Below are 19,577 nucleotides of genomic sequence, written 5' to 3'. Positions count from 1 at the left end.
TACTCATTGCGAGGCCTTCCTTCGTCCTTGGGGCACACGGATCGCTTCGTTCTCAGCTGGTCCCATCGTCCTCCCGTTGTTCGGTCAATAGGGAGTAAAGCTGATTTTGCGCTGCCGCACTTCGTGTTTCAATCCCCGCCGCCGTAACGTAACGCTGCGATGTCGTCATCGACTCATGTCCGAGGAGTTTCATCAGTGTGTAGACGCTGACATTCGAGGTCGCGAGCTCAGTTGCATAGGTATGGCGAAGTCCGTGCACCAGGGCGCCGGGTACGGGGCGCGCGTCCGGCCCTGCGCGTTTGAACGCGCGCTTGATACGTGACTGTAGAGTGCCACGCGTCATCCGTTCACCGTCCCGACCGACGAATAGCGGGGCGGAATGTGGCCAGCCCGACAATGGCGTACCCTTCGGCGACGATGTGCGCTTTTTGCCCTGAGGAAATCGTCCGGCACGACTGTCCATATACGTACCGATCACCTCCAGCAGGGCTGATTCGATGGGGACGTTGCGTTCCTTGCCGCCTTTGCCTTTCACATTAATCACCGCGGAGCCATCGTCGAGCGTCCGTATGTCACCGACGTCGACCAGGCGGAGTTCTTCGGCCCGCAGTCCCGCGAGGAGTGCAGTGAGAATGACTGCGAGATCTCTTTCTTTCCAATCTGTTCGGCGAGCATCGGACTCCTGCGTGACAGCAGAGAGCAGGGCTTCAACCGCTGTTCGGGGGAGGGCTTTCGGCATCGGCTTCTTCAACTTCGGTCGTCCAACGAGCTGCATGGGGTTGGCCGCCAACAACTCGTTTGTATAGAGGAAGGTGCACAACACATTCCACGTGGACCAGCAGCGTCGGATGGATGCCGCCTCGTGGTCGGCTGCAAACGCCGCGAACGCTGTACGCATCGAATCGCGAGTTATGTCAGCTGGACTGAGACGGACCGGCTCACCACCGGTAAGCAGATTGGCAATGGCAACGAAGTCGCGCCGATAGGCCTTCATCGTGTGCGCCGAGGGTTTACTTGCCTGCCGGTGATCCAAGAACTGCTGGAACCACTCGGGGATCTCGTTGACGGTCTGCGCGACGGCAGCAGCTTCGGCAAAGCCTTCGGTGACGGAGTAGCCGGGATCGGTCTCGTGCGGCACGCGGTCAAGCCTCGCACGTAAAAGATGGATAATCAACGTTATCCATATTATTGCGTCTTACGCGGCTCCAGCCTGCGTGAACAGGGGACGGTGCACCATCTACATAACGTCACAGTGACGTATTAGGCGGTTCACTGTGGACCTCGAAGGCGCAGAGTGTCCGCCGCTGTCAGGTAGTTCTGAACCGTCGATCGTCCTGTCCGGCGCTGTCAGATAGTCATGGATTCAGACTCAGCGCCATGGCCACGCCGGCCGAAGTTCCGCAGCTGCATGGGCAGGGACCTGGGCGGGGTGTCACTGTCAGATAGTTCTGGAACGGAGGGCGAGAAATCGGACAGCTACCAGGTTTTCCCGGATTACTCCCAACTAGTTCCGGATCGGACATCCGAGTTCATGCCAGCTGCCGTACCCGCCGGAAATGCCTGCATACCGTTTCACCGATAAGCCACATTATGTCAACTTAAGTACACCGTTTCGGTCTGATGAATCACGCGACGTTCCGAATGCCCCTCACGGTGGCGACTCGATCCAACGGCCAGCGCGGCTGCCTGACCACTCGAAGCGGCCTGACTGCTCGGGGAACAACACCTGGGTGGACAATATGACGTGGCTCTTTCTGCAACAGTGTTCAAAGTCGAACTTGGTGTCTCCGATGTCGATCACGGTTACTACGCCGATCACACGCTGACCATGGCCCGTCATCCCAGTGAGACCGATGAGCGGATGGTGATGCGGTTGTTGGCGTTTGGGCTGCGCGCACACCGGCTCAGCGACGTCGACGGTGAGTTGGCGTTCGGGGCGGGCCTGTCCACCCCTGGCGTACCGGACTTGCGGCTCGCGGACTACACGGGCCGGATCCTGGAGTGGGTCAACGTTGGCCAGCCCGACGGACGCGCCTTGGGTAAGGCGGCCAGCCAGGCCGACCAGGTGGTGCTGTTCCCGTTCGCCGCCGGCGTGGCCACCTGGTGGCGCACCGTGGGACCCAAAGTGGCGGGACTGCCGAACCTGTCTGTGGTGCAGATACCGCATGAGCCGGTGCAGCAGCTGGCTCAGACTGTCGATCGACGGATTGCGGCGCTGGTGATGGTGATGGAAGGTCAGGTGACGATGACCGTGGGCGGTGTCGACGTCACCTTCACGCCCCAGCCATTGAAATGAACGTCTGAGCCCGAGGTGCTAGCCGATAGCGTCAGCGCCATGGACGCTGACGTCGTCGTTGTCGGGGCGGGCCTGGCCGGACTGGTCGCTTCTCCCGATGCCATCCACCCCCTCTTTGCAGATTAGCGACTCAGCTTGTGGACTTGATGGCGCTTCGAGGCTGACATCGTGACGCTCGGGCACGACGAGCTCGAACGTCGCCAAGTGGTCAGCGGAAAACCGGCTGTAGAGGTACTCGCCCCTCGCGAGCAAGTGACTGTGGCCCAGCTACTGACGAGCCGGCCCTTCCTTGATATCTCCTGCAATCCCCTCGTTGACGATCGGATCAGGTATCGCTATGTGGCGAAAGAGTTCGGCCGCGCTGCTGCCCAACGGTTTTCATTTATCGGGCAAGGCCAAGAAACGCCATCATTGTCCGCTCGACCTCGACGACTTGTTCCGCTGTCAGCCGGCCGACCCGGACGTGGACGTTCGACCTTCTCACGGTAGTGAGCTTGTCGATCATCACGTCGCTATCGTGGTCAAGTCCGGATAGCCGACCGTCTCCGCCGGCTATCCGAATGCGCATCAGCGGCGCATCCAACAGCGTGCTGGTCATCGGAGCAACAGTCACTGAACTCGTGGCATCAAAGAGGTCATCTTGAACGATCACTGCCGGACGTGGCTTCGCCGCGTAGACGCCGCCCGCTACGGTCCAGATCTCTCCTCGGTTCACTCCTCGTCCCATGGCGTCGAGATCGCCTCAATGAAGTCTTGGTCGTCGCCGCTCTCGTCGGCTCGTGCAACCAACGAAGCCTGGCGACGCGCCTCCGCCGCAAAAGTCTCGGTTCGCACGTCAGGCACCCAGACCTGCAACGGCCGGAGGCCCCGCTCCCGCATCCGCCGCCGGTATTCGCCGACCCTATCCCTCACTGCCATGCCGCAATGTTACATGTAACGCGCAATCCAGGGAGTCACCTAAACCGAACTGCCAGGCAGCAAACAAGTATCCCCAGTGCGGCTATCGCTCGACGGTTCGTCTCGCCCACTTGAGTATGACGATCGGCACGGCCCCCGTGAGGCTGTTCCGATGGTGCGACGCCGCTTCGACCGCGGAGGAATCGGCCGAATCGAGTATCGCGGGTTACCAGTTTCCGCCGATTTCGATTGTGGCCCAATAGTTTCGAAAGTCTTTCCGCTCACCTGCGCGTGTGTCGCAGATCGAGAGCAAAGCGCACCGCCTGGTCGTTGCCCTGCGTCAGAATCGGCGGAGTGGATCCCGGCCATTCCAGGCGACGAGGCGGTCGATGGCGGGGGCGTCGTCGGAGATCGGGACCGCCTCGGCGAACGGGACGGAAACCTCGTCGAGGCCCCTCGCGGCCGAGATCTCCTCGTAGAGAGCTCTGCGGTTCTCGGCCGGGAGGATCTGGCGTGCCGCGTCGAACGCCGCGGCGACGACTGTGTCGTCCCAGTCGGGCCGCTGACGGGTCGCCGTCGCAAGGTCCCATGTGTGGACGGTCAGCTCGGAGAAGTAGGACGCCAGCACCTCGGCGCCGTTGCCTTGGATCCACGGCAGTGCCATGGGTCGTTCGAGCACGGCGTCGTCGCTCCAGGCATCCGCGGCTCGTCTCCCCGACTGCCGCCATGCATCGAGCCCGCGATCGTCGGCGACGGAGGTTTCGGTGACCGCGAAAGGGTTTTCGCCGTTGCCGAGCGCGGCAACTCGGGCAAGCACGCCGATGAGGTGGGCGAGCAGTGCTCGCACGTCCATGTCTGTGCATGGCGTCGGGTCCGTGAGTTGCTCTGGCCGGACGCCGGCAATGACAACCCCGCCGGTGGCGATGGCACGGTCGAGGATTGGCCGGGGATCCTTGAGATGGTCCGTGGCAGAACTGGTCGATGTGATCATGGCGCCATTGTGCCGACCTAAACCGGTCACCTTATGACCAGTTTGATGTGTAAGTGTGGTTGCATGCGGGCCGACCGACTGGTAGCCATCCTCCTTCTGCTGCAACAGCGCAAGCAGGTCACAGCATCGGAGGTCGCCCTGGAGTTGGAGGTGTCCGAGCGCACCGCCCGCCGCGACCTCGAAGCCTTGAGCGGCGCCGGGGTGCCCGTGTACGCCATGCCGGGCCGAGGGGGCGGGTGGCGCCTCTTGGGCGGCGCTCGCACCGACCTGTCCGGGCTGACCGCAAGCGAGGCTCGCGCGCTGTTTCTGGTAGCCGGACCCGCCTCGACGGCGACCCCGAGCGTGAAGGCCGCGCTGCGCAAACTCGTACGCGCGCTGCCCGAGCCCTTCCGGGAGCAGGCCGAGGCGGCCGCGACATCAGTTGTCGTAGACCCACGACACTGGGGCTCCAGCCAGCCCGAGCCCCGACCACCCCGGTTTCTCGACGAACTTCAAGAGGCGGTGATCCGCGGTGTCCAGGTACGGCTCGGCTACGTCGACCGTAAAGGCTCGCAGACCGAGCGGACCGTGCACCCACTGGGCATCGTCGCCAAGAGGCCGACGTGGTACCTGGTTTCCAACACGGATGCTGGTCGACGAACCTTCCGGATCGACCGTGTCTCCTCGGTCGAGTTGACCGACGACGCCGTCCAACGACCCCAGGGATTCGACCTTGCCGAAAGTTGGCGCGAGATCGCCGACGAGGTCGATCGAAAGCGCACTCCCCTCGAGGCTCAGGCCATGTGCGCGGCCGACGGGCTCGGCCTGCTCCGGATGGTGCTCGGAGGCCGTCTCGAAGTGGGCGGTTCCACGCCCGACGGCCGGATCGAGATCGTGATCCGCGGCCACAACGAGTACGCCCTCGCAGGCGAACTTGCCGGGCTCATCGAATGGCTCGAAGTCACCGGCCCGCAGGGCGTGCGCGATCACCTCGCCTCGATCGGTGGTGCGCTTGTGGCGCGGTACAGCTGAGCCGGGCGCCACTCGCTGGCCGCCGGAGCGGGACGCGCCCACTCCCCTTGCGGGCTCCCCTGGACCGGATACGGCGGTTTACCAGTCCTGACCTCGCCGTTTTCCGCTGCTGCCCAACGGTTCTCGGGCGTCACCCGAGCCGCCGAGTGCGCCACCGCGACAGATCAGTGGCGAGCAGCGCAGGATCGCGTCCGGGAAACACCTCACCGGTGATCTCCAGGTGCAGGATGCGGTCGAGGTGAAATCCGCGGATGCCTTCACGCAGCCGACACCATCCCACGAACATCCACGAATCACCTCCGCGCAGCAAACCCATCGCCTCCACGTCACGGGTGGTGTGGGTCTCGCCGTCCTCGGAGGTATAAACCAATCGCACGACCCGACGCGCGGCGATCGCCTCGGGAATCAGCGAGACCGCCGCCTCGGACGGCGACTGGGAATCGATGACGAACATCGACGCCAACGCCTCGTCGACTGGGGCAAGCTGATCCTCGCGGCTGATCGCGAGGACCTTCGCCCGCGCCCGACGCGCCGCCGCTCCATAGGGCGAGGTCTCCAGCAAGGCGAGCCCCGCGAGCACCGCCAGCGACTCCGGCACCGTGAGATTCAGCGGCGGCAGGGAGTGCTCCCGCAGGATCGAATACCCGCCCGACACCCCGTAGTCGGCATAGATCGGGACCCCCGCCAGCTGAAGGGACTGGATGTCACGCTCAATCGTGCGCTTGGACACCTCGAACTCCTGCGAGAGCCGAGCGGCCGACAACGGCCGGCGCGATCCCCGCAGCAGATCGACCAGCGCATACAACCGCTCGGCTCTCCTCATGAATGTGAGTCTTCCCTGGTCTCAGGTGAGGTGCGCGCGCGTCCCGTTCACCGACCACACCTCCCGGATCAGCCCATCCTCGGTGAAGTCGAAGACGTCGATCCCGCCCGCAACAACCTTCCCGGCCTGCATGTTCCACAGCATCCGCCCGTGCGCGCCGTCCACGGCGCGCGCGACCTCGGTGAACACCACACCCGGATGCCCCTCGCGCCACCGGTCCAGGATCCGAGCGAAACTCTCCGCGCCCAGCACATCGTCGAACGGGTTCGACCCATCCGCATCAGAGATCAGGAAGTGAATCCGGAAATCCTCACTGCAGATCCGACGCGCGATCTCACTGTCGGTGTTCCACATCTCCAACCACACCGCGAGCGCCGCGTCCGCAGCTGCCGAGTTTGTATCCACCATGTTCGCAATCTTGTTCATGACACCAGCGTCAGACGATGCGGCGACAACGGTATGTCGGTGTTTGTGTCGCGAGTCAGGGGCAGACAACGCGGAGAGTTCGCCGCACCGGGCGCCATTGGGTTCAGCGGGGGCTTTGACACGCGCTGCCTGCCGCGGTCGGCCGGCCACCGTGCCCCGATCCGGAATAAACCCCGCACTCGGTGAACTTGGCTCAAGAGTCGCCCGTTACCCAACTCAGGAGCATCCATGACCCGTTCCGTTCGCGTCGCCGTGCAGATCCAGCCCGGCGGCGCGCCCGACTACCGCTCGTGGCGCGACGCCGTCCTGGCTGCCGACGACCTCGGCGTCGACGTGATCTTCGGCTACGACCACTTCCACCGACCGGCGATGGAGGCCATCGTCGACGGCAAGCCCGTTCTGTCAGACGAGCAGCCCGACGTCGCCAACTTCGAGGGCTGGACCGCGCTCGCGTCGTGGGGCGAGATCACCTCTAACGCCGATATCGGACTCCTCGTCACTGGCGTCGGCTATCGCAATGCGGATCTGCTCGCCGACATGGCGCGCACAGTCGACCACATCAGCGGCGGCCGGCTCATTCTCGGCCTCGGCGCAGGATGGTACGAAAAGGACTACACCACTTACGGTTACGACTTCGGCACGTTCGGCTCCCGTTTCGATCTGTTCGACGAGAGTCTGATCCGCATCGAGAACCGGCTCGCTGCACTGATTCCGCCGCCCGTGCGCAAGCTCCCGATTCTCATCGGCGGCACGGGGCCCAAGCGCTCTCTACCCGCCGTTGCCCGGCACGCCGACATCTGGCACGCATTCCAGGATCTCGACGCGTTCCGCAGGTCCAGTGACCGCGTCGACGAGCTGGCAGCGACGTTCGGCCGCAACGGCGCCGATATCGAACGCTCGACGCTGTGGCAGAACGCCCACAGCGCCGATGCATTCCGCGAGGCAGGCGTCACTTTGTTCCAGACCGAACTCACCTCCGACGACGGTTACGACCTCGCGCCTCTCAAACAGGTGCTCACATGGCGGGATAACGGGTGACCACGATCAAGTGTGTGCGCTAACGCTCCCCTGCCGCGTCTCCGGAGCTCACGCAGGACCGCTCATGCAGCAATCGAAATGTCGGGTTTCCCATCAGGTGTGACCTATTGCGTTGCACCCCAATTGTTCTCATCAGAGGATGGCGGGCGTCGGCGACGAACCGTCAGCGCCTCATAAGTGCGAAAACCCCCCAACCCAGGTGTTCGCGCTGGTATCGCGTGTACCGGGCAGGTTCGGTATCAAGTTCGGCCCGCACCTCGGCGGCCAGCTCGTCGTCAGGATGGTCGTCGAGCCAGCGACGGAGATTGAACCACTGCGCGGCCTGGTACCGGTCCCAGCTGTCCTGATCGGCCAACACCATTTCCACGACGTCGAACCCGAGATCGCCGAACCGCTCGATCAGCTCCGGCAGCACCAGGAAGTCGTCTTTGCCCCTCGCACCGCAGGCTTTGGCGACGTCGTCGTCGGGCACTTCTTGACGCCAGTACGGCTCACCGATCAGCATCAGGCCGCCGGGACCGAGACTCTTGCTCAGCAGTTCGACGGTACCGGCCACGCCGCCCCCGATCCAGGTGGCGCCCACGCACGCGGCGAGATCGACCGGCTTCGCCGCGACGAAACCGGCGGCGTCGGAGTGCACGAAGGAGACCCGGTCAGCGACGCCGAGTTCAACGGCACGGCGACGGGCCTGTTCGGTGAATACGCTGCTGATGTCCACCCCGGTCCCGGTGACGAGGTAATCGCGGGCCCACGTGCAGAGCATTTCGCCCGACCCGCTGGCGAGGTCGAGCATGCGCGTCCCGGGTTCCAGATGCAGTGCCTCCCCCAGGGCGGCGAGCTTGCCGGCGGTAAACGGGTTGTGGATGCGGTGGCTACTTTCGCGAATGGTGAAGATGCGTGGAAGATCCACGACAGGTACTCCTTTGGCTTGATTCAAGCGATGGCATTCGGGACGGCAGTCGGCTGAATCGACTGCCGTTTGCGCTGACCGTCATCAAATGGCCCTCGTTCGGACGCATGGATCCTCAACCCGGTGAACGTAGCTGTCCGGGTTGACCATCTCCACCGAATATCTGAGACATGGTCAATCCGGTGCGTTGACGGCGCTGTCACCTCCCCGCTCGTGAGTGTGCAGACTAGGACCAGCATCCGACAGCAATGGAGGAACGGTGCCGGAAATGAGCCCTGTAGCCGAATTCGACTTCATCATCGTGGGGGCAGGCAGCGCGGGCTGCCTGCTCGCCAATCGGCTCAGCGCCAACCCTGATCACCGTGTGCTCTTGATTGAAGCCGGCGGCAAAGACGACTGGTTCTGGATCAAGGTTCCGGTGGGCTATCTGTACACCATCGCCAATCCTCGCACCGACTGGTGCTTCACGACTGAGCCCGATCCAGGCCTGGCCGGCCGCAGCATCATCTACGCCCGGGGCCGCGTCATCGGTGGCTGCTCGTCGATCAACGCCATGATCCACATGCGCGGGCAGGCCAGCGATTACGAACTCTGGGCGCGAGCTACCGGTGACGAGCGATGGCTGTGGGGTGGCCCGGACCGTGCGGGCGAGACACTGGAAATCTACAAGGAGTTGGAAGACTACTTCGGCGGAGCCGACGAGTGGCACGGCGCCGATGGTGAGATCCGCGTCGAGCGACCGCGGGTGCGCTGGAAGATCCTCGACGCCTGGCAGAACGCCGCCGCCCAGTTGGGCATCGAGCCGATCGACGAGTTCAACCGCGGCGACAACTCCGGCAGTGCGTACTTCCATGTCAACCAACGGCGCGGCCGGCGCTGGTCGATGGCCGATGCCTTCCTGCACCCCGTCACCCACCGCCCCAACCTCACCGTCTACGCACAGACCCAGGCTCTACAGCTGCTGACGGACGATCAGGTCCACGAAGATCAGCGTCGCGGTGCATGGACCACGGCGCAGCGCCGCGTCACCGGCCTACGCATGCTCAAAGACGGCCAGATCGTCGACGTTCGGGCCCGCCGGGAGGTGATCCTGAGCGCCGGAGCGATTGGCTCGCCGCATCTGATGCAGGCCTCGGGTCTGGGCCCGGCGGGGCTGCTCACCCAGCATCAAGTGCCGGTGGTCGTCGATCTGCCCGGGGTCGGCGAGAACCTCCAGGACCATTTGCAGCTTCGAACGGTCTACCGCGTCCGGGGTGCGCGAACGGTCAACACGCTGTACCGGAATTGGATCACCCGTGCGGGCATGGGTATTCAGTACCTGCTCCTGCGATCAGGACCCATGACGATGCCGCCGTCCACACTGGGGGCTTTCGCCAAGAGCGACCCCGCGCTGGCCAGCCCGGATTTGGAGTGGCATGTGCAACCTTTGTCGTTGCCGAAGTTCGGCGAACCGTTGCACCCCTTCGGAGCCATCACGCCGTCGGTCTGCAATCTGCGCCCCACCTCGCGTGGCTACGTGCGGATAGCCGATGCAGATCCGCTGTCGCACCCGAAGATCTTCTGCAACTACCTGTCCACTGACGCCGATCGCGACGCAGCGGTGCGGGGCCTGCGGATGACCCGGCAGATCATGGCGGCGCCGGCCCTGGCCCGCTACTGCCCCGAAGAGATGCTTCCCGGCCCGCAACTGGTGAGCGACGACGACCTGCAGGCGGCAGCCCGTGAACTGGGCACCACCATCTTCCACCCGGTGGGCACCTGCGCGATGGGTGCCTTTGACGCACGCGGTCTGCCGCGGTCGGCCGCCACCGTGCTCGACACCGACTGCCGCGTGTTTCGCGTCGCCGGCCTTCGCGTGGCCGATGCTTCGGCCATGCCCACCATCACTTCTGGGAACACCAACGCGCCGGTCATGCTGATCGCCGAGCGCGCGGCCCGGGCGATCATGGAATGAGCTGCAGCGTTCTCATGCAGTCCGGGGCAAATTCGCGCTATTCGCGCTATTCGCGCTATTCGCGCTATTCGCGCTAGCGTAATTAGCGTGATCCTGGCAACTTCGGGGTGTGGACACAACCGTGACGAGTACCGAGGCCAAGAATCGGCTCAATGCACTCCTTGCCGAAGTGGAGCGCACAGGAAAGGCCGTGACGATCACGAATCACGGTCGCCCCGTCGCCAAGCTCGTTCCTGTTCAGCCAGTGCCGCGAAGGTTTGGGCAGCTACCAAACCTTCTGGTACCCAACGATTTCGACGAGCCACTGCCTGATTCGGAACTGGCTCGCTGGGAGAGCGCCGAATCGTGAACGTGCTGCTGGACACGCACACACTTCTATGGCTGGCGAGCACTCCGTCCGATCTGGACGCCTCCGCGCTGGCGGTCATCGCCGACCCGAACACCAACGTGTGGGTGACCGCGGCCTCGGCGTGGGAGATCGCCGTCAAGACTCGACTCGGCCGCCTCGACGGTGAGGCACTCCTGTCAGCCTGGACCGACATCGTTTCGGACATGAGCACAACCGAATTGCCCATCGAGTCACCCGACGCGATCCTGGCCGGCCGGCTTCCCTGGGGTCACAAGGATCCATTCGATCGCGTGATCGTCGCCCAGGCGCTGCGCCGCAATCTCACCATCGCGACTCGCGACGCGAAGATTCTCGACGCCGCCCTCGCCCCTACCCTGCGAACCTGACCATTCTCTCGCCGATTTGGGCACCGGGATCCACACTTGGCTCATGTCGACCCTGTTCTGGATCATCGTTGCGGTGCTCGCTGTCGGCACTGTTGTCGGCGGTTTGTTGCGCATGCGGGCCTGGCTGCAGAAGCCGGCCCCGCCTGAGGTAATCGAGGCCGCGCACCGTTGCGACGAGGAAGATGACTGACAGCCCGGGACCGAACAGATGCAGGTGGCCGGGACAGGCATGCACGTCGCTGAAACTCTCGGAAGTCGTTGTGCAACAGTGGGAATCGCACTGAGTCGCTGGCGCCACCTTCCCTATCATTTCCCGTGAGTCAGAGCCGGGGCCTTCAACGCCTCGCGGGCCCCTGCCTGCTGTGGCCTGGCACTATCAGCGCTGGCACGGGCGGCGCTGGTACCGACGCCACGTGGTCCGAGGATGAGCGTCATCGTGCGAATCGATCATCACGTGACAGTCAAACGCACACTGGTCTGACCACTTGACCTTTGTGCCGCGGATGCGTCATCCTGGTAGGCATGGCGCTTCGACCGGTCAACCGTCGCTCGGTACCCGAGGACGTCTTCGACCAGATCATCAGCGATGTCCTCAGCGGTGAGATGCGGCCCGGCGAGACGCTGCCGAGCGAGCGGCGGCTCGCCGAGGTGTTGGGGGTATCGCGGCCCGCGATTCGCGAGGCGCTCAAGCGCCTGGCCGCTGCGGGGCTGATCGAGGTTCGTCAGGGTGATGCCACCACAGTGCGCGACTTCCGGCGTACCGCGGGGCTCGACCTGCTCCCCCGGCTGCTGATCCGTGATGGCGACCTCGACCTCGCCGTCGTCCGCAGCATCCTCGAGACCAGGTTGCACAACGGGCCCAAGGTGGCCGAGCTCGCCGCGCAGCGTCGGGGCCCCGAACTGTCAGATGAGTTGAACACCGCCATGCGGGCCCTCGCGGATGAAGCCGATCCTGTTGCCGCGCAACGGCATGCGCTGGACTTCTGGGATCACATCGTCGATGGCGCCGACTCGATCGCGTTCCGGCTGATGTTCAACACGTTGCGTGCCACCTATGAGCCGGCACTGCCCGCCCTGGCCACGATGATGGCCGCCGAGGTCGGGCGTGTGGACGCCTACCGTGCGGTGGCCGAGGCGGTCCTGGCAGGAGATCCGGCCGCAGCGCGCGACAATGCCCACCGCCTTCTGGAACCCGCGACCACCGCCCTGCTGGATGCACTGCACACCCTGGAGGAACCCCGATGACCACCACGTCGACCCGAACGGGCCGCAAACGGTTCACGTTGATCGACGCCGGACGCGAGTTCTGGCGTCATCCCTCGCCCTGGATGATCGCCGCGACGCTCGTCGTGGCGTCTGGCGCACGAATCGCCTACGGCGACTGGCAGATCACCGACGCCCTCGTTCCGGCAATCATGCTCGCGGCGTTTCCGTTCTTCGAATGGCTTGTGCACGTGTGCATCCTGCATTGGCGGCCAAGGAAGATCGGCGTGCTGCGCATCGACCCTCTGCTGGCGCGCAAACACCGGGAACACCACGTCGAGCCTCGAGAGATTGCGCTGATCTTCATCCCGTGGCAAGCCCTGCTCTGGGTGCTGCCGGTGGCGCTGGGGATCGCGTTGCTGGCATTCCCGCGGACGGCGCTCGGCCTGACGTTCCTGACCTTCCTCACTGTGCTGGGCCTGTGCTACGAGTGGTGCCACTACCTCGTCCACACCGATTACAAGCCCAAGACCGCTGCCTATCGGGCGGTCTGGCGCAATCACCGCCAGCACCACTTCAAGAACGAGCACTACTGGTTCACCGTCACCAGCGCCGGCACCGCCGACCGGGTGCTGGGCACCTACCCCGATCCGGCCACGGTCCCCACCTCGCCGACGGCGAAAAACCTGCACGGGCAGGCGTAGGTCACGCCAGTCACGAGGGCGAGGACTGCGGGCAGCCCCCGCAAGCTGGTGAAAAGACAGCCGGTCCCGTGCGAAGGTACCGGTATGACCACATTCGTCATCGATGCACAGGTCGCCATCGACCTCGCCGTTGGCGGAGCGAGCATTCCACCGGAGCACAGCCTGGCGGCACCCACGCTGCTGCGCTCGCAGGCACTCGCCCGCGTGTACGACTCGGTGCGCCGCGGCGAGATCGATGAACGCAGCGGCCGGAAGATTCTCGACGATATCCGTGGACTGCGGATCCGGCTCCTCGGCGACCGGGTCTTGCAGGACCACGCCTGGCGAATAGCCGCCGCGCTGAACTGGCCGGACACCTACCAGGCCGAGTACATCGCACTGACCCGACTGCAAGCGGACGCGCTGGCCACCGCGGACCGGAAGCTCGCCGCCGCTGCGCGCGCATTCGTCAAGACCGTGTCTCCGGCCGACATCCTGCGGCCCTAGCGTGGCCGCGATAGCTCGCCGCGCCGCAGATGGTGGCAACCGCACTGTGCCAGCGCCTTTCGTGACAACACGCTGCCCTTTTCGATCACGTACTGCAGCCGAAACAGCGCTGACTGCTTGGAGATCCGGAGAGTTCACGAGTCGGAACGGCTGCTACGGTGGCAGCCATGGCCAAGCGCAAGTGGAGTGACCTGTCCCGCACGCAGCAGATGGCTATCGCCGTTGTCGGCGTCGTCGAGATGGCAGCGACTACGGCCATGCTGATCGACCTGGCGCGGCGCCCCGCATCGACGGTCCGCGGCTCAAAGTCGCTGTGGCTGGGACTGTCCGTGGTGCAGCCGGTCGGTCCGCTCGCGTACTTCACCCTCGGGCGCCTTCATCAGTAGATTCCTGGACTGACCCGGCCGCCGCAGGTTGTTCGTCGGCACCGGGCTGCCTCCCCTCTGCCGTGAGTTCCCCGTAGTAGGTTCGATCGAACCGCGGCCCCAACCTCAACGGCCGCTACACAGTCAGGGGACTCCACCTATGGCGATGGCGTCGCAATCGGCGGTCCTGGCGGCTGAACGACGGAGCTTGTACACCTACATGGTCACGATGCTGGGGCTCGCCGTCGTTGGCTTCGCCGTCTACGCCGTCACCAAGGTGTCGGCCACACAGCTCGACGGCGTCATCTCGCTGATCAATGCGGGCGCCGCGTTCATCGCCGCGCGGCTGTCGGTGGCGTCGTCGCGGCCCCCGGATGCCGAAAACCCCTATGGGCGGCTGGCATTGGAAAACCTCTATGCGCTGTTTCGGTCGTTGATGATTCTCGGTGTGGTCGTCATCGCAGTGGTCACGAATTCGGTCAAAGTGATCGACTATCTGGTCACCGGCAACGGCACTGAGCCCGAGTTCGGTGTGGCCGCCGTGTACACCGCTGCCGTCGCGGCGATCGGGCTCGGACTCATGTGGAACCACCGACGCAATAACCGCTCGGTCGGCGGCGCGTCGGCTCTGCTGCGCGTCGAGGCGAACGCCGCCAAGATGGCCAGCTTGATCAGCGCCGGGATCTGTGGCTCATTGATCTTGGTTGCGGTCATCCCGGAAGGGACGGTGCTGACCTCGGAACGATTCAACATCAAGGACATCGCCGACAGCATCATCGTGCTCATTCTGTGCGCGGTACTGGTCGCCGACCCTGTCCGCGAGATCCGCCTCGAGTTCGGGCGCCTCTCCGGACGGCGCTCCGACCCCGACCTCGATGCGGCGGTGCGCGCGGCTATCGAGACGGTATCCGCCGAGCACCGCGGTGAACTCGACCATGAGCTCACCCTCGTCGATGCGCTGGCCATCAGCAGGGGCAAAACCACCGAGGTCGACCTCCGGGTTTCCTACACCGGCGCGATGACGGTGGCCGACCAGGACCGCATTCGAGCGCACACCTTGGAAGAACTCGGCGCGCGCGTCGGGCCGATTCGGCTGACCCTGGTGTTCAGCGCCTACCCGATTCACGCCATCCCGAGCCTGTAGCAGGCTGCACAAGGGGTCCGCGCGGCGACGCAGACGGCTGGGCGTTCCGTCCCGGCGGTCGTCGGTCCTGCCGGTGCGTGAGAATGAGGCAATTGCCTCATGCTTCGCGACACCGAGCAATTCGACCATGGGTCATGACCAACATGACGCGTGCTCTCGCAGTCGGTTACGGCGCCGCCTGCTATCTGCTCTTTCTGGCGGTATTCCTGTACGCCATCGGATTCGTCGGCGATGTGGTGGTTCCGCGCAGTGTCGACCATGCGGTCGACGCGCCGCTCGGGCAGGCGCTGATCGTCAACCTGTCGCTGCTGACCCTCTTCGCCGTGCAGCACAGTGTGATGGCCCGCCCTGCGTTCAAACGGTGGTGGACGCGCTACATTCCGCCGCCGGTCGAACGCAGCACCTACGTGCTCCTGGCCAGTCTTGCCCTCGCACTGCTGTTCTGGCAGTGGCGGAAGATCCCTTTCGTCGTCTGGGACGTGACGTATCAGCCCCTCCGGGTCGCGGTGTGGGCGCTGTTCTGGCTCGGTTGGGCGATCGTGCTCGCCGCGACGTTCATGATCAATCACTTCGAGCTGTTCGGGCTGCGCCAGGTGATCGCCAACTGGCGGGCCCAGCCTGACGCCGAGACCGGATTCCGGGCCACGATGTTCTACCGCGTGGTGCGGCACCCGCTGATGCTGGGATTCCTCATCGCCTTCTGGTCCGCGCCCACCATGACGGCCGGGCACCTGCTGTTCGCGACGGCCACGACGGGCTACATCCTCATTGCGCTGCAGCTCGAGGAACGTGACCTGCTGGCGACGTTGGGAGCCCGCTATGCCGCGTACCGGCAGACGGTCCCCATGCTCGTGCCACGGCCCCGGACACGCCGTCGCGCTCGCCGGCTTGAGGGCAGAGTTGACACTGCGAGTTACGCGCCCCGGAGGTGACCGGCGCGGGCAAGCCGGGGACGCTGCTGGCTAGCATCGACACAGCAGGGCCACTCCGACTCCGCGACACCGACGGGCGCCTGCCCGGCCGAGGTTGCGACCAGAAACACCGAGGTGAATCGTCATGGCGCCCACAAATGATCAAGCAGCCCGCTGGAACCGGTACTGGGACAAGAAGTCCCGCACCTACGACCGCGAGATCGGGTTCTTCGATCGGCATCTGTTCGGCGACTCCCGGCAATGGGTCTGCAGTCAAGCGACAGGCGACGTGCTGGAAGTCGCCGTCGGCACCGGACTCAACCTGAATTTCTACCCGGACGACGTCGCGCTGACCGGTATCGACTGGAGCGAGCAGATGCTCGAACGGGCCCGCCGGCGCGCCGCCGAGATCGGCCGAACCGCCACACTGCAGCAGGCCGACGCCCACCACCTGCCGTTCGAGGACGCAAGCTTCGACACGGTCGTGTGCACCTTCGGGCTCTGCGCCATCCCCGACCATGCGCAGGCGCTCACCGAAATGGCCCGGGTACTGCGGCCGGGCGGAAAACTCGTCCTCGTCGACCACGTTCAAAGCACTGCTGCCCCAGTGCGAGCAGTGCAACGGCTGCTTGAGGTGTTCACCGTTCCACTCGCCGGGGAGCACTTCCTACGACGTCCGCTCAGCCACATTCGCTCTGCCACGGGCCTCGAGATCGACCGCGTCGAACGGTTCAAACTCGGCCTGGTCGAACGCCTCGTCGCCCACAAGCCGGTAGCGCCCTGAACGCCGATTCCACTGCACCGTCGAGACGACTCTGCGGATTGAGGTCGACCACCGGATAAATCCGGCCTCCGGTAGCGGTTGTACGCGAAAGACGGGTCATTCCCACCCGTCTTCGGGAACGGCGCTCAAAGGAGAAAGTCATGAGCTTGGACGGCATTTCACGACTCGGCGGGCAGAGTACCGACGAACTGGTTCCGTCGCGCTACGTGCAGCAGGTCGGTGAGATCGAGGTGACGGTGATCTGCGACGGGGTGCTACCCATCACGGCCTCGACGCTGGCCACGAACGCAGACCCGGCCGAATTGGCGGGGTGGCTCGACGACATGTTCCTGCCACCGGACGTCCTCGACTGGCCGCTGAACGTGGTGGTGGTCCGCACCGGGGGCCAGACCATTCTCGTCGACGCAGGCCTCGGCGTGGAGTTCCCGGACTTCCCGCGGGCCGGGCAGACGGTCCGGCGACTGGAGGCCGCGGGCATCGACCCCGCTTCCGTGACCGACGTGGTGCTCACCCACCTGCACATGGACCACGTCGGCGGGCTGCTCACCGACGGGCTGAAGGCCAGACTCCGTCCCGATCTGCGGATCCACCTGGCGGCCGCCGAGGCTGAGTTCTGGGCAGCGCCCGATTTCTCCCAGACCGCTATGCCGCAGCCAGTGCCGGATGTGCTTCGATCGGTCGCCACGCGGTTTCTGGACGAATACCACGGCCGGCTGCGGCCGTTCGAGACCGAGTATGAGGTCGCGCCGGGGGTACTGATCAGTCGTACCGGCGGCCACACTCCCGGGCACAGCATCGTCCGCGTGGCGTCCGGCGGTGAGGCGCTGACGTTCGCCGGCGACGCCGTATTCGCGCCCGGGTTCGACAACCCCGAGTGGCACAACGGTTTCGAGCACGACCCCGAGGAAGCCGCGCGCGTCCGGGTGCGTCTGCTGCGCGAACTCGCGGCGACCGGCGAGGCACTGGTGGCCACTCACCTGCCGTTCCCGTCCGTCTGCCGGGTGGCGACTGCCGGCGACGTCTTCCGATGCGTGCCAAGCGTCTGGGATTACTGACCGCAGTCACCACCACGGGGACAACCAACCGGTGCCGCTCCCGCAGCCCGGGACGACGGACGGTAGCGTGACGGCGGTGAAATCCCTCCCCCTGCGTACCTCGGTCGCGCTCGCCGCCGGTGCCGCGGCCTCCGTCATGGCACTCACCGCCTGCGGCTCCGCAGTGGTTCCCTCGTCCGTTGCTCAGACCCCGGGGTGCCCGACGGCACTGCCGGACAGTGCCGCCACGCCGGAGTGGACGCTGCCCGGCGCAACCGGCAGCGTTGCGGTGACGGGCTCGACAGAGACGACGGCACCGCTGGTCAGCGTGACGCCGCCGTTCACTGTCGCCGAGACCCAGGTACACACGCTGCAGACCGGGACTGGTCCCGTCGTCGCCGACACGGCCACCGTCTCGGTCTGCTACATGGGTGTGAACGGACGCGACGGATCCGTGTTCGACAGCAGCTACCAGCGGGGCGCCCCCGTCGAATTCCCGCTCGACGGCGTGGTGCCGGGGTTCCAGAAGGCCATCGCCGGCCAGAACGTGGGATCCACCGTCGCCGTCGCGATGACCTCGGCCGACGGCTACCCCAGCGGCCAGCCCGGCGCCGGGATCCTGCCGGGAGATTCGCTCATCTTCGCGATCAAGATCCTCGGCGCCACCGGCTGAGCCGCCGGGGCCGCGCGGTTGGGCCATCATGAACCCATGGAATCGACCCGGGTGGACCGCTGGCTGTGGGCGGTCCGGCTGACCAAGACCCGGCCGGACGCCGCGTCGGCGTGCCGCGGTGGACAGGTCCGCGTCAACGGTCGGCAGGCCAAGCCGTCGACAATGGTCTCCCCCGGTGACGAGGTGCGCGCCCGGGTCGGCGAGACCACGCGGATCGTCGAGGTCGCGAGAATCATCCAGAAGCGGGTCGGCGCGGCCGACGCGGTCACCTGTTACCTGGATCGGACTCCCCCGCCGCCTGCGGCCGTGGTGGTTCCGGTCGCGGTCCGCGACCGCGGCGCGGGCCGCCCGACCAAGCGGGACCGCCGAATGCTGGACAAGTGGCGTGCACGCCAGGACTGAGCCCTCCGCCGTCAGCCGCATCACGCATGTGATGACGGTGCTGGCCGTCATCGCGGTGCCTGCGGTCGGCTGGTTCGTCGACGGATGGTCGGGCGCAACCACGCTGGTGGTCTATTGGTTCGAAACGCTCGCCGGATCACTTCTCATCGGTGTGCGCATACTGCTGCACCGGCGCTGGACGCCGTGTCGCGGCCACTTCAGGTACGAGCCCTCGACCACGAATCGACGCAGCCCGAAGACCTCGTCCTTCCTGTCCGGATTTCTGATCACCACGCTGGCGTTCACCACCGCGCACGGCGTCTTCCTCGCGGTCATCGTGTTCCTGTCGAGCCGCAATGGGCAGCAAGGATTTTCGGAAATCGATTGGCGGAGCACCGGGTACGGCTGCCTCCTCATCGTCGGCTTCCTGTGCGTCGACCTCGTGCTTGATGTGGCGCACCTGCGGAGTTGGTCGTTCCGGCAGATCGAACTGACGGCGCAACGCGCGTTCAGTCGCGTCGTCGTCGTGCACCTGACGTTGATCTTCGGCCTCTTCGGCCTGGTGATGACGGGCGCATCGGCCACACTGTTCGGAATCTTCGTCGCGCTGAAAACGCTCGCCTCACTGAGTTTCGTTCTGCCGCAGTGGGAGCCGACCCACCCACCGGAATGGCTCAGCCGCGTCATGAACCGCGTCCCCAACGCACAGACCGACAAGCGCTTCGAGGACTTCTGGGCCGAAGACCGTTCCGGCGAGCGCGCCCGCCGGGAACGCAACGAACAACCCTGGGTGACGCGGGCACGGTGAGAG

General features: G+C 65.3%; 25 protein-coding genes. 18 read left to right on the top strand and 7 right to left on the bottom strand.

The window, feature by feature from the left end; genetic code table 11:
- Positions 1-52: 52 nt before the first annotated feature.
- Positions 53-1,138 carry a tyrosine-type recombinase/integrase gene (locus BN976_RS19205; RefSeq protein WP_322787922.1) on the bottom strand — a complete coding sequence of 362 codons (1,086 nt, stop codon included), beginning with the start codon at positions 1,136-1,138 and terminating at the stop codon, positions 53-55.
- 606 nt (positions 1,139-1,744) lie between these two features.
- Here BN976_RS19205 and BN976_RS19200 point away from each other — a divergent pair.
- On the top strand, positions 1,745-2,296 hold the full coding sequence (locus BN976_RS19200; protein WP_036372922.1) for a YaeQ family protein: 552 nt from the start codon (positions 1,745-1,747) through the stop codon (positions 2,294-2,296).
- A gap of 382 nt (positions 2,297-2,678) precedes the next feature.
- On the opposite strand, the gene BN976_RS19190 is transcribed toward BN976_RS19200, so the two are convergent.
- From BN976_RS19190 to BN976_RS19180, 3 genes are all read right to left on the bottom strand, one after another.
- On the bottom strand, positions 2,679-3,011 hold the full coding sequence (locus BN976_RS19190; protein ID WP_036372917.1) for a type II toxin-antitoxin system PemK/MazF family toxin: 333 nt from the start codon (positions 3,009-3,011) through the stop codon (positions 2,679-2,681).
- On the bottom strand, positions 3,008-3,214 hold the full coding sequence (locus BN976_RS19185) for an antitoxin MazE-like protein (RefSeq protein WP_036372916.1): 207 nt from the start codon (positions 3,212-3,214) through the stop codon (positions 3,008-3,010). The genes BN976_RS19190 and BN976_RS19185 overlap by 4 nt, the downstream gene beginning before the upstream one ends.
- A gap of 319 nt (positions 3,215-3,533) precedes the next feature.
- Positions 3,534-4,184, bottom strand: coding sequence for a TIGR03086 family metal-binding protein (locus BN976_RS19180; RefSeq protein WP_199558974.1), 651 nt, complete (start codon positions 4,182-4,184; stop codon positions 3,534-3,536).
- 63 nt (positions 4,185-4,247) lie between these two features.
- Here BN976_RS19180 and BN976_RS19175 point away from each other — a divergent pair, with 63 nt between their 5' ends.
- Positions 4,248-5,195, top strand: a complete 948-nt coding sequence (locus tag BN976_RS19175; RefSeq protein ID WP_036372912.1) for a helix-turn-helix transcriptional regulator — start codon at positions 4,248-4,250, stop codon at positions 5,193-5,195.
- Between the two features lie 130 nt (positions 5,196-5,325).
- Here BN976_RS19175 and BN976_RS19170 read toward each other — a convergent pair whose 3' ends face one another.
- Together BN976_RS19170 and BN976_RS19165 are read right to left on the bottom strand one after the other, a co-directional pair.
- Positions 5,326-6,018 carry a helix-turn-helix transcriptional regulator gene (locus tag BN976_RS19170; RefSeq protein WP_011780145.1) on the bottom strand — a complete coding sequence of 231 codons (693 nt, stop codon included), beginning with the start codon at positions 6,016-6,018 and terminating at the stop codon, positions 5,326-5,328.
- Positions 6,019-6,039: 21 nt separating this feature from the next.
- On the bottom strand, positions 6,040-6,444 hold the full coding sequence (locus BN976_RS19165; RefSeq protein ID WP_036372910.1) for a nuclear transport factor 2 family protein: 405 nt from the start codon (positions 6,442-6,444) through the stop codon (positions 6,040-6,042).
- Positions 6,445-6,672: 228 nt separating this feature from the next.
- Between BN976_RS19165 and BN976_RS19160 the strand changes: the two genes are divergently transcribed.
- Positions 6,673-7,482, top strand: coding sequence for an LLM class F420-dependent oxidoreductase (locus BN976_RS19160; RefSeq protein ID WP_011780147.1), 810 nt, complete (start codon positions 6,673-6,675; stop codon positions 7,480-7,482).
- A 163-nt stretch (positions 7,483-7,645) separates the two neighbouring features.
- Here the strand turns inward: BN976_RS19160 and BN976_RS19155 are convergent, their stop codons facing one another.
- Positions 7,646-8,392 (bottom strand): SAM-dependent methyltransferase, encoded by a 747-nt coding sequence (locus BN976_RS19155; protein ID WP_036372909.1) that lies wholly within the window; start codon positions 8,390-8,392, stop codon positions 7,646-7,648.
- A 268-nt stretch (positions 8,393-8,660) separates the two neighbouring features.
- On the opposite strand from BN976_RS19155, the gene BN976_RS19150 reads away from it, so the two are divergent.
- From BN976_RS19150 to BN976_RS19090, 15 genes are all read left to right on the top strand, one after another.
- Positions 8,661-10,346 carry a GMC family oxidoreductase gene (locus BN976_RS19150; RefSeq protein WP_036372906.1) on the top strand — a complete coding sequence of 562 codons (1,686 nt, stop codon included), beginning with the start codon at positions 8,661-8,663 and terminating at the stop codon, positions 10,344-10,346.
- 109 nt (positions 10,347-10,455) lie between these two features.
- Complete coding sequence (locus tag BN976_RS32760; protein WP_011780150.1) at positions 10,456-10,695, top strand: type II toxin-antitoxin system Phd/YefM family antitoxin; 240 nt, start codon at positions 10,456-10,458, stop codon at positions 10,693-10,695.
- Complete coding sequence (locus BN976_RS19145; RefSeq protein WP_011780151.1) at positions 10,692-11,081, top strand: type II toxin-antitoxin system VapC family toxin; 390 nt, start codon at positions 10,692-10,694, stop codon at positions 11,079-11,081. The genes BN976_RS32760 and BN976_RS19145 overlap by 4 nt, the downstream gene beginning before the upstream one ends.
- Before the next feature lie 43 nt (positions 11,082-11,124).
- Positions 11,125-11,271 (top strand): hypothetical protein, encoded by a 147-nt coding sequence (locus tag BN976_RS33275; protein WP_086008431.1) that lies wholly within the window; start codon positions 11,125-11,127, stop codon positions 11,269-11,271.
- Positions 11,272-11,603: 332 nt separating this feature from the next.
- Complete coding sequence (locus BN976_RS19140) at positions 11,604-12,326, top strand: FadR/GntR family transcriptional regulator (RefSeq protein WP_011780153.1); 723 nt, start codon at positions 11,604-11,606, stop codon at positions 12,324-12,326.
- Positions 12,323-12,988 (top strand): sterol desaturase family protein, encoded by a 666-nt coding sequence (locus tag BN976_RS19135; RefSeq protein ID WP_011780154.1) that lies wholly within the window; start codon positions 12,323-12,325, stop codon positions 12,986-12,988. Before BN976_RS19140 ends, BN976_RS19135 begins: the two co-directional genes overlap by 4 nt.
- Positions 12,989-13,072: 84 nt before the next feature.
- Positions 13,073-13,474 (top strand): type II toxin-antitoxin system VapC family toxin, encoded by a 402-nt coding sequence (locus BN976_RS19130; protein ID WP_011780155.1) that lies wholly within the window; start codon positions 13,073-13,075, stop codon positions 13,472-13,474.
- A gap of 167 nt (positions 13,475-13,641) precedes the next feature.
- Positions 13,642-13,860, top strand: coding sequence for a PLD nuclease N-terminal domain-containing protein (locus BN976_RS19125; RefSeq protein ID WP_036372905.1), 219 nt, complete (start codon positions 13,642-13,644; stop codon positions 13,858-13,860).
- A gap of 187 nt (positions 13,861-14,047) precedes the next feature.
- Positions 14,048-14,983, top strand: coding sequence for a cation transporter (locus BN976_RS19120; protein WP_158013692.1), 936 nt, complete (start codon positions 14,048-14,050; stop codon positions 14,981-14,983).
- 143 nt (positions 14,984-15,126) lie between these two features.
- Entirely contained in the window at positions 15,127-15,915 is a 789-nt protein-coding gene (mddA, locus tag BN976_RS19115) for a methanethiol S-methyltransferase (RefSeq protein WP_011780158.1), read from the top strand.
- 124 nt (positions 15,916-16,039) lie between these two features.
- On the top strand, positions 16,040-16,678 hold the full coding sequence (locus tag BN976_RS19110) for a class I SAM-dependent methyltransferase (RefSeq protein WP_011780159.1): 639 nt from the start codon (positions 16,040-16,042) through the stop codon (positions 16,676-16,678).
- A gap of 140 nt (positions 16,679-16,818) precedes the next feature.
- Positions 16,819-17,733, top strand: coding sequence for an MBL fold metallo-hydrolase (locus tag BN976_RS19105; RefSeq protein WP_011780160.1), 915 nt, complete (start codon positions 16,819-16,821; stop codon positions 17,731-17,733).
- 136 nt (positions 17,734-17,869) lie between these two features.
- On the top strand, positions 17,870-18,385 hold the full coding sequence (locus tag BN976_RS19100) for an FKBP-type peptidyl-prolyl cis-trans isomerase (RefSeq protein ID WP_199558978.1): 516 nt from the start codon (positions 17,870-17,872) through the stop codon (positions 18,383-18,385).
- A gap of 36 nt (positions 18,386-18,421) precedes the next feature.
- Positions 18,422-18,787 (top strand): Hsp15 family ribosome-associated heat shock protein, encoded by a 366-nt coding sequence (locus BN976_RS19095; RefSeq protein WP_036372903.1) that lies wholly within the window; start codon positions 18,422-18,424, stop codon positions 18,785-18,787.
- Positions 18,771-19,574, top strand: a complete 804-nt coding sequence (locus BN976_RS19090) for a DUF6498-containing protein (RefSeq protein ID WP_011780163.1) — start codon at positions 18,771-18,773, stop codon at positions 19,572-19,574. Before BN976_RS19095 ends, BN976_RS19090 begins: the two co-directional genes overlap by 17 nt.
- Positions 19,575-19,577 lie beyond the last annotated feature (3 nt).

The sequence above is a fragment of the Mycolicibacterium austroafricanum genome, assembly GCF_000612725.1.
Taxonomy (GTDB): domain Bacteria; phylum Actinomycetota; class Actinomycetes; order Mycobacteriales; family Mycobacteriaceae; genus Mycobacterium; species Mycobacterium austroafricanum.
Note: the sequence above shows the minus strand (reverse complement) of the source record. Positions and strands in the feature narration are given on the sequence as shown.

Excerpts from the sequence above, each read along its gene's own strand:
- BN976_RS19185 (WP_036372916.1), bottom strand. The coding sequence starts at position 3,214 with ATGGCAGTGAGGGATAGGGTCGGCGAATACCGGCGGCGGATGCGGGAG.
- BN976_RS19180 (WP_199558974.1), bottom strand. The coding sequence starts at position 4,184 with ATGATCACATCGACCAGTTCTGCCACGGACCATCTCAAGGATCCCCGG.
- BN976_RS19175 (WP_036372912.1), top strand. The coding sequence starts at position 4,248 with ATGCGGGCCGACCGACTGGTAGCCATCCTCCTTCTGCTGCAACAGCGC.
- BN976_RS19170 (WP_011780145.1), bottom strand. The coding sequence starts at position 6,018 with ATGAGGAGAGCCGAGCGGTTGTATGCGCTGGTCGATCTGCTGCGGGGA.
- BN976_RS19165 (WP_036372910.1), bottom strand. The coding sequence starts at position 6,444 with ATGAACAAGATTGCGAACATGGTGGATACAAACTCGGCAGCTGCGGAC.
- BN976_RS19160 (WP_011780147.1), top strand. The coding sequence starts at position 6,673 with ATGACCCGTTCCGTTCGCGTCGCCGTGCAGATCCAGCCCGGCGGCGCG.
- BN976_RS19150 (WP_036372906.1), top strand. The coding sequence starts at position 8,661 with ATGAGCCCTGTAGCCGAATTCGACTTCATCATCGTGGGGGCAGGCAGC.
- BN976_RS33275 (WP_086008431.1), top strand. The coding sequence starts at position 11,125 with ATGTCGACCCTGTTCTGGATCATCGTTGCGGTGCTCGCTGTCGGCACT.
- BN976_RS19140 (WP_011780153.1), top strand. The coding sequence starts at position 11,604 with ATGGCGCTTCGACCGGTCAACCGTCGCTCGGTACCCGAGGACGTCTTC.
- BN976_RS19135 (WP_011780154.1), top strand. The coding sequence starts at position 12,323 with ATGACCACCACGTCGACCCGAACGGGCCGCAAACGGTTCACGTTGATC.
- BN976_RS19130 (WP_011780155.1), top strand. The coding sequence starts at position 13,073 with ATGACCACATTCGTCATCGATGCACAGGTCGCCATCGACCTCGCCGTT.
- BN976_RS19125 (WP_036372905.1), top strand. The coding sequence starts at position 13,642 with ATGGCCAAGCGCAAGTGGAGTGACCTGTCCCGCACGCAGCAGATGGCT.
- mddA (WP_011780158.1), top strand. The coding sequence starts at position 15,127 with ATGACGCGTGCTCTCGCAGTCGGTTACGGCGCCGCCTGCTATCTGCTC.
- BN976_RS19110 (WP_011780159.1), top strand. The coding sequence starts at position 16,040 with ATGGCGCCCACAAATGATCAAGCAGCCCGCTGGAACCGGTACTGGGAC.
- BN976_RS19105 (WP_011780160.1), top strand. The coding sequence starts at position 16,819 with ATGAGCTTGGACGGCATTTCACGACTCGGCGGGCAGAGTACCGACGAA.
- BN976_RS19100 (WP_199558978.1), top strand. The coding sequence starts at position 17,870 with ATGGCACTCACCGCCTGCGGCTCCGCAGTGGTTCCCTCGTCCGTTGCT.
- BN976_RS19095 (WP_036372903.1), top strand. The coding sequence starts at position 18,422 with ATGGAATCGACCCGGGTGGACCGCTGGCTGTGGGCGGTCCGGCTGACC.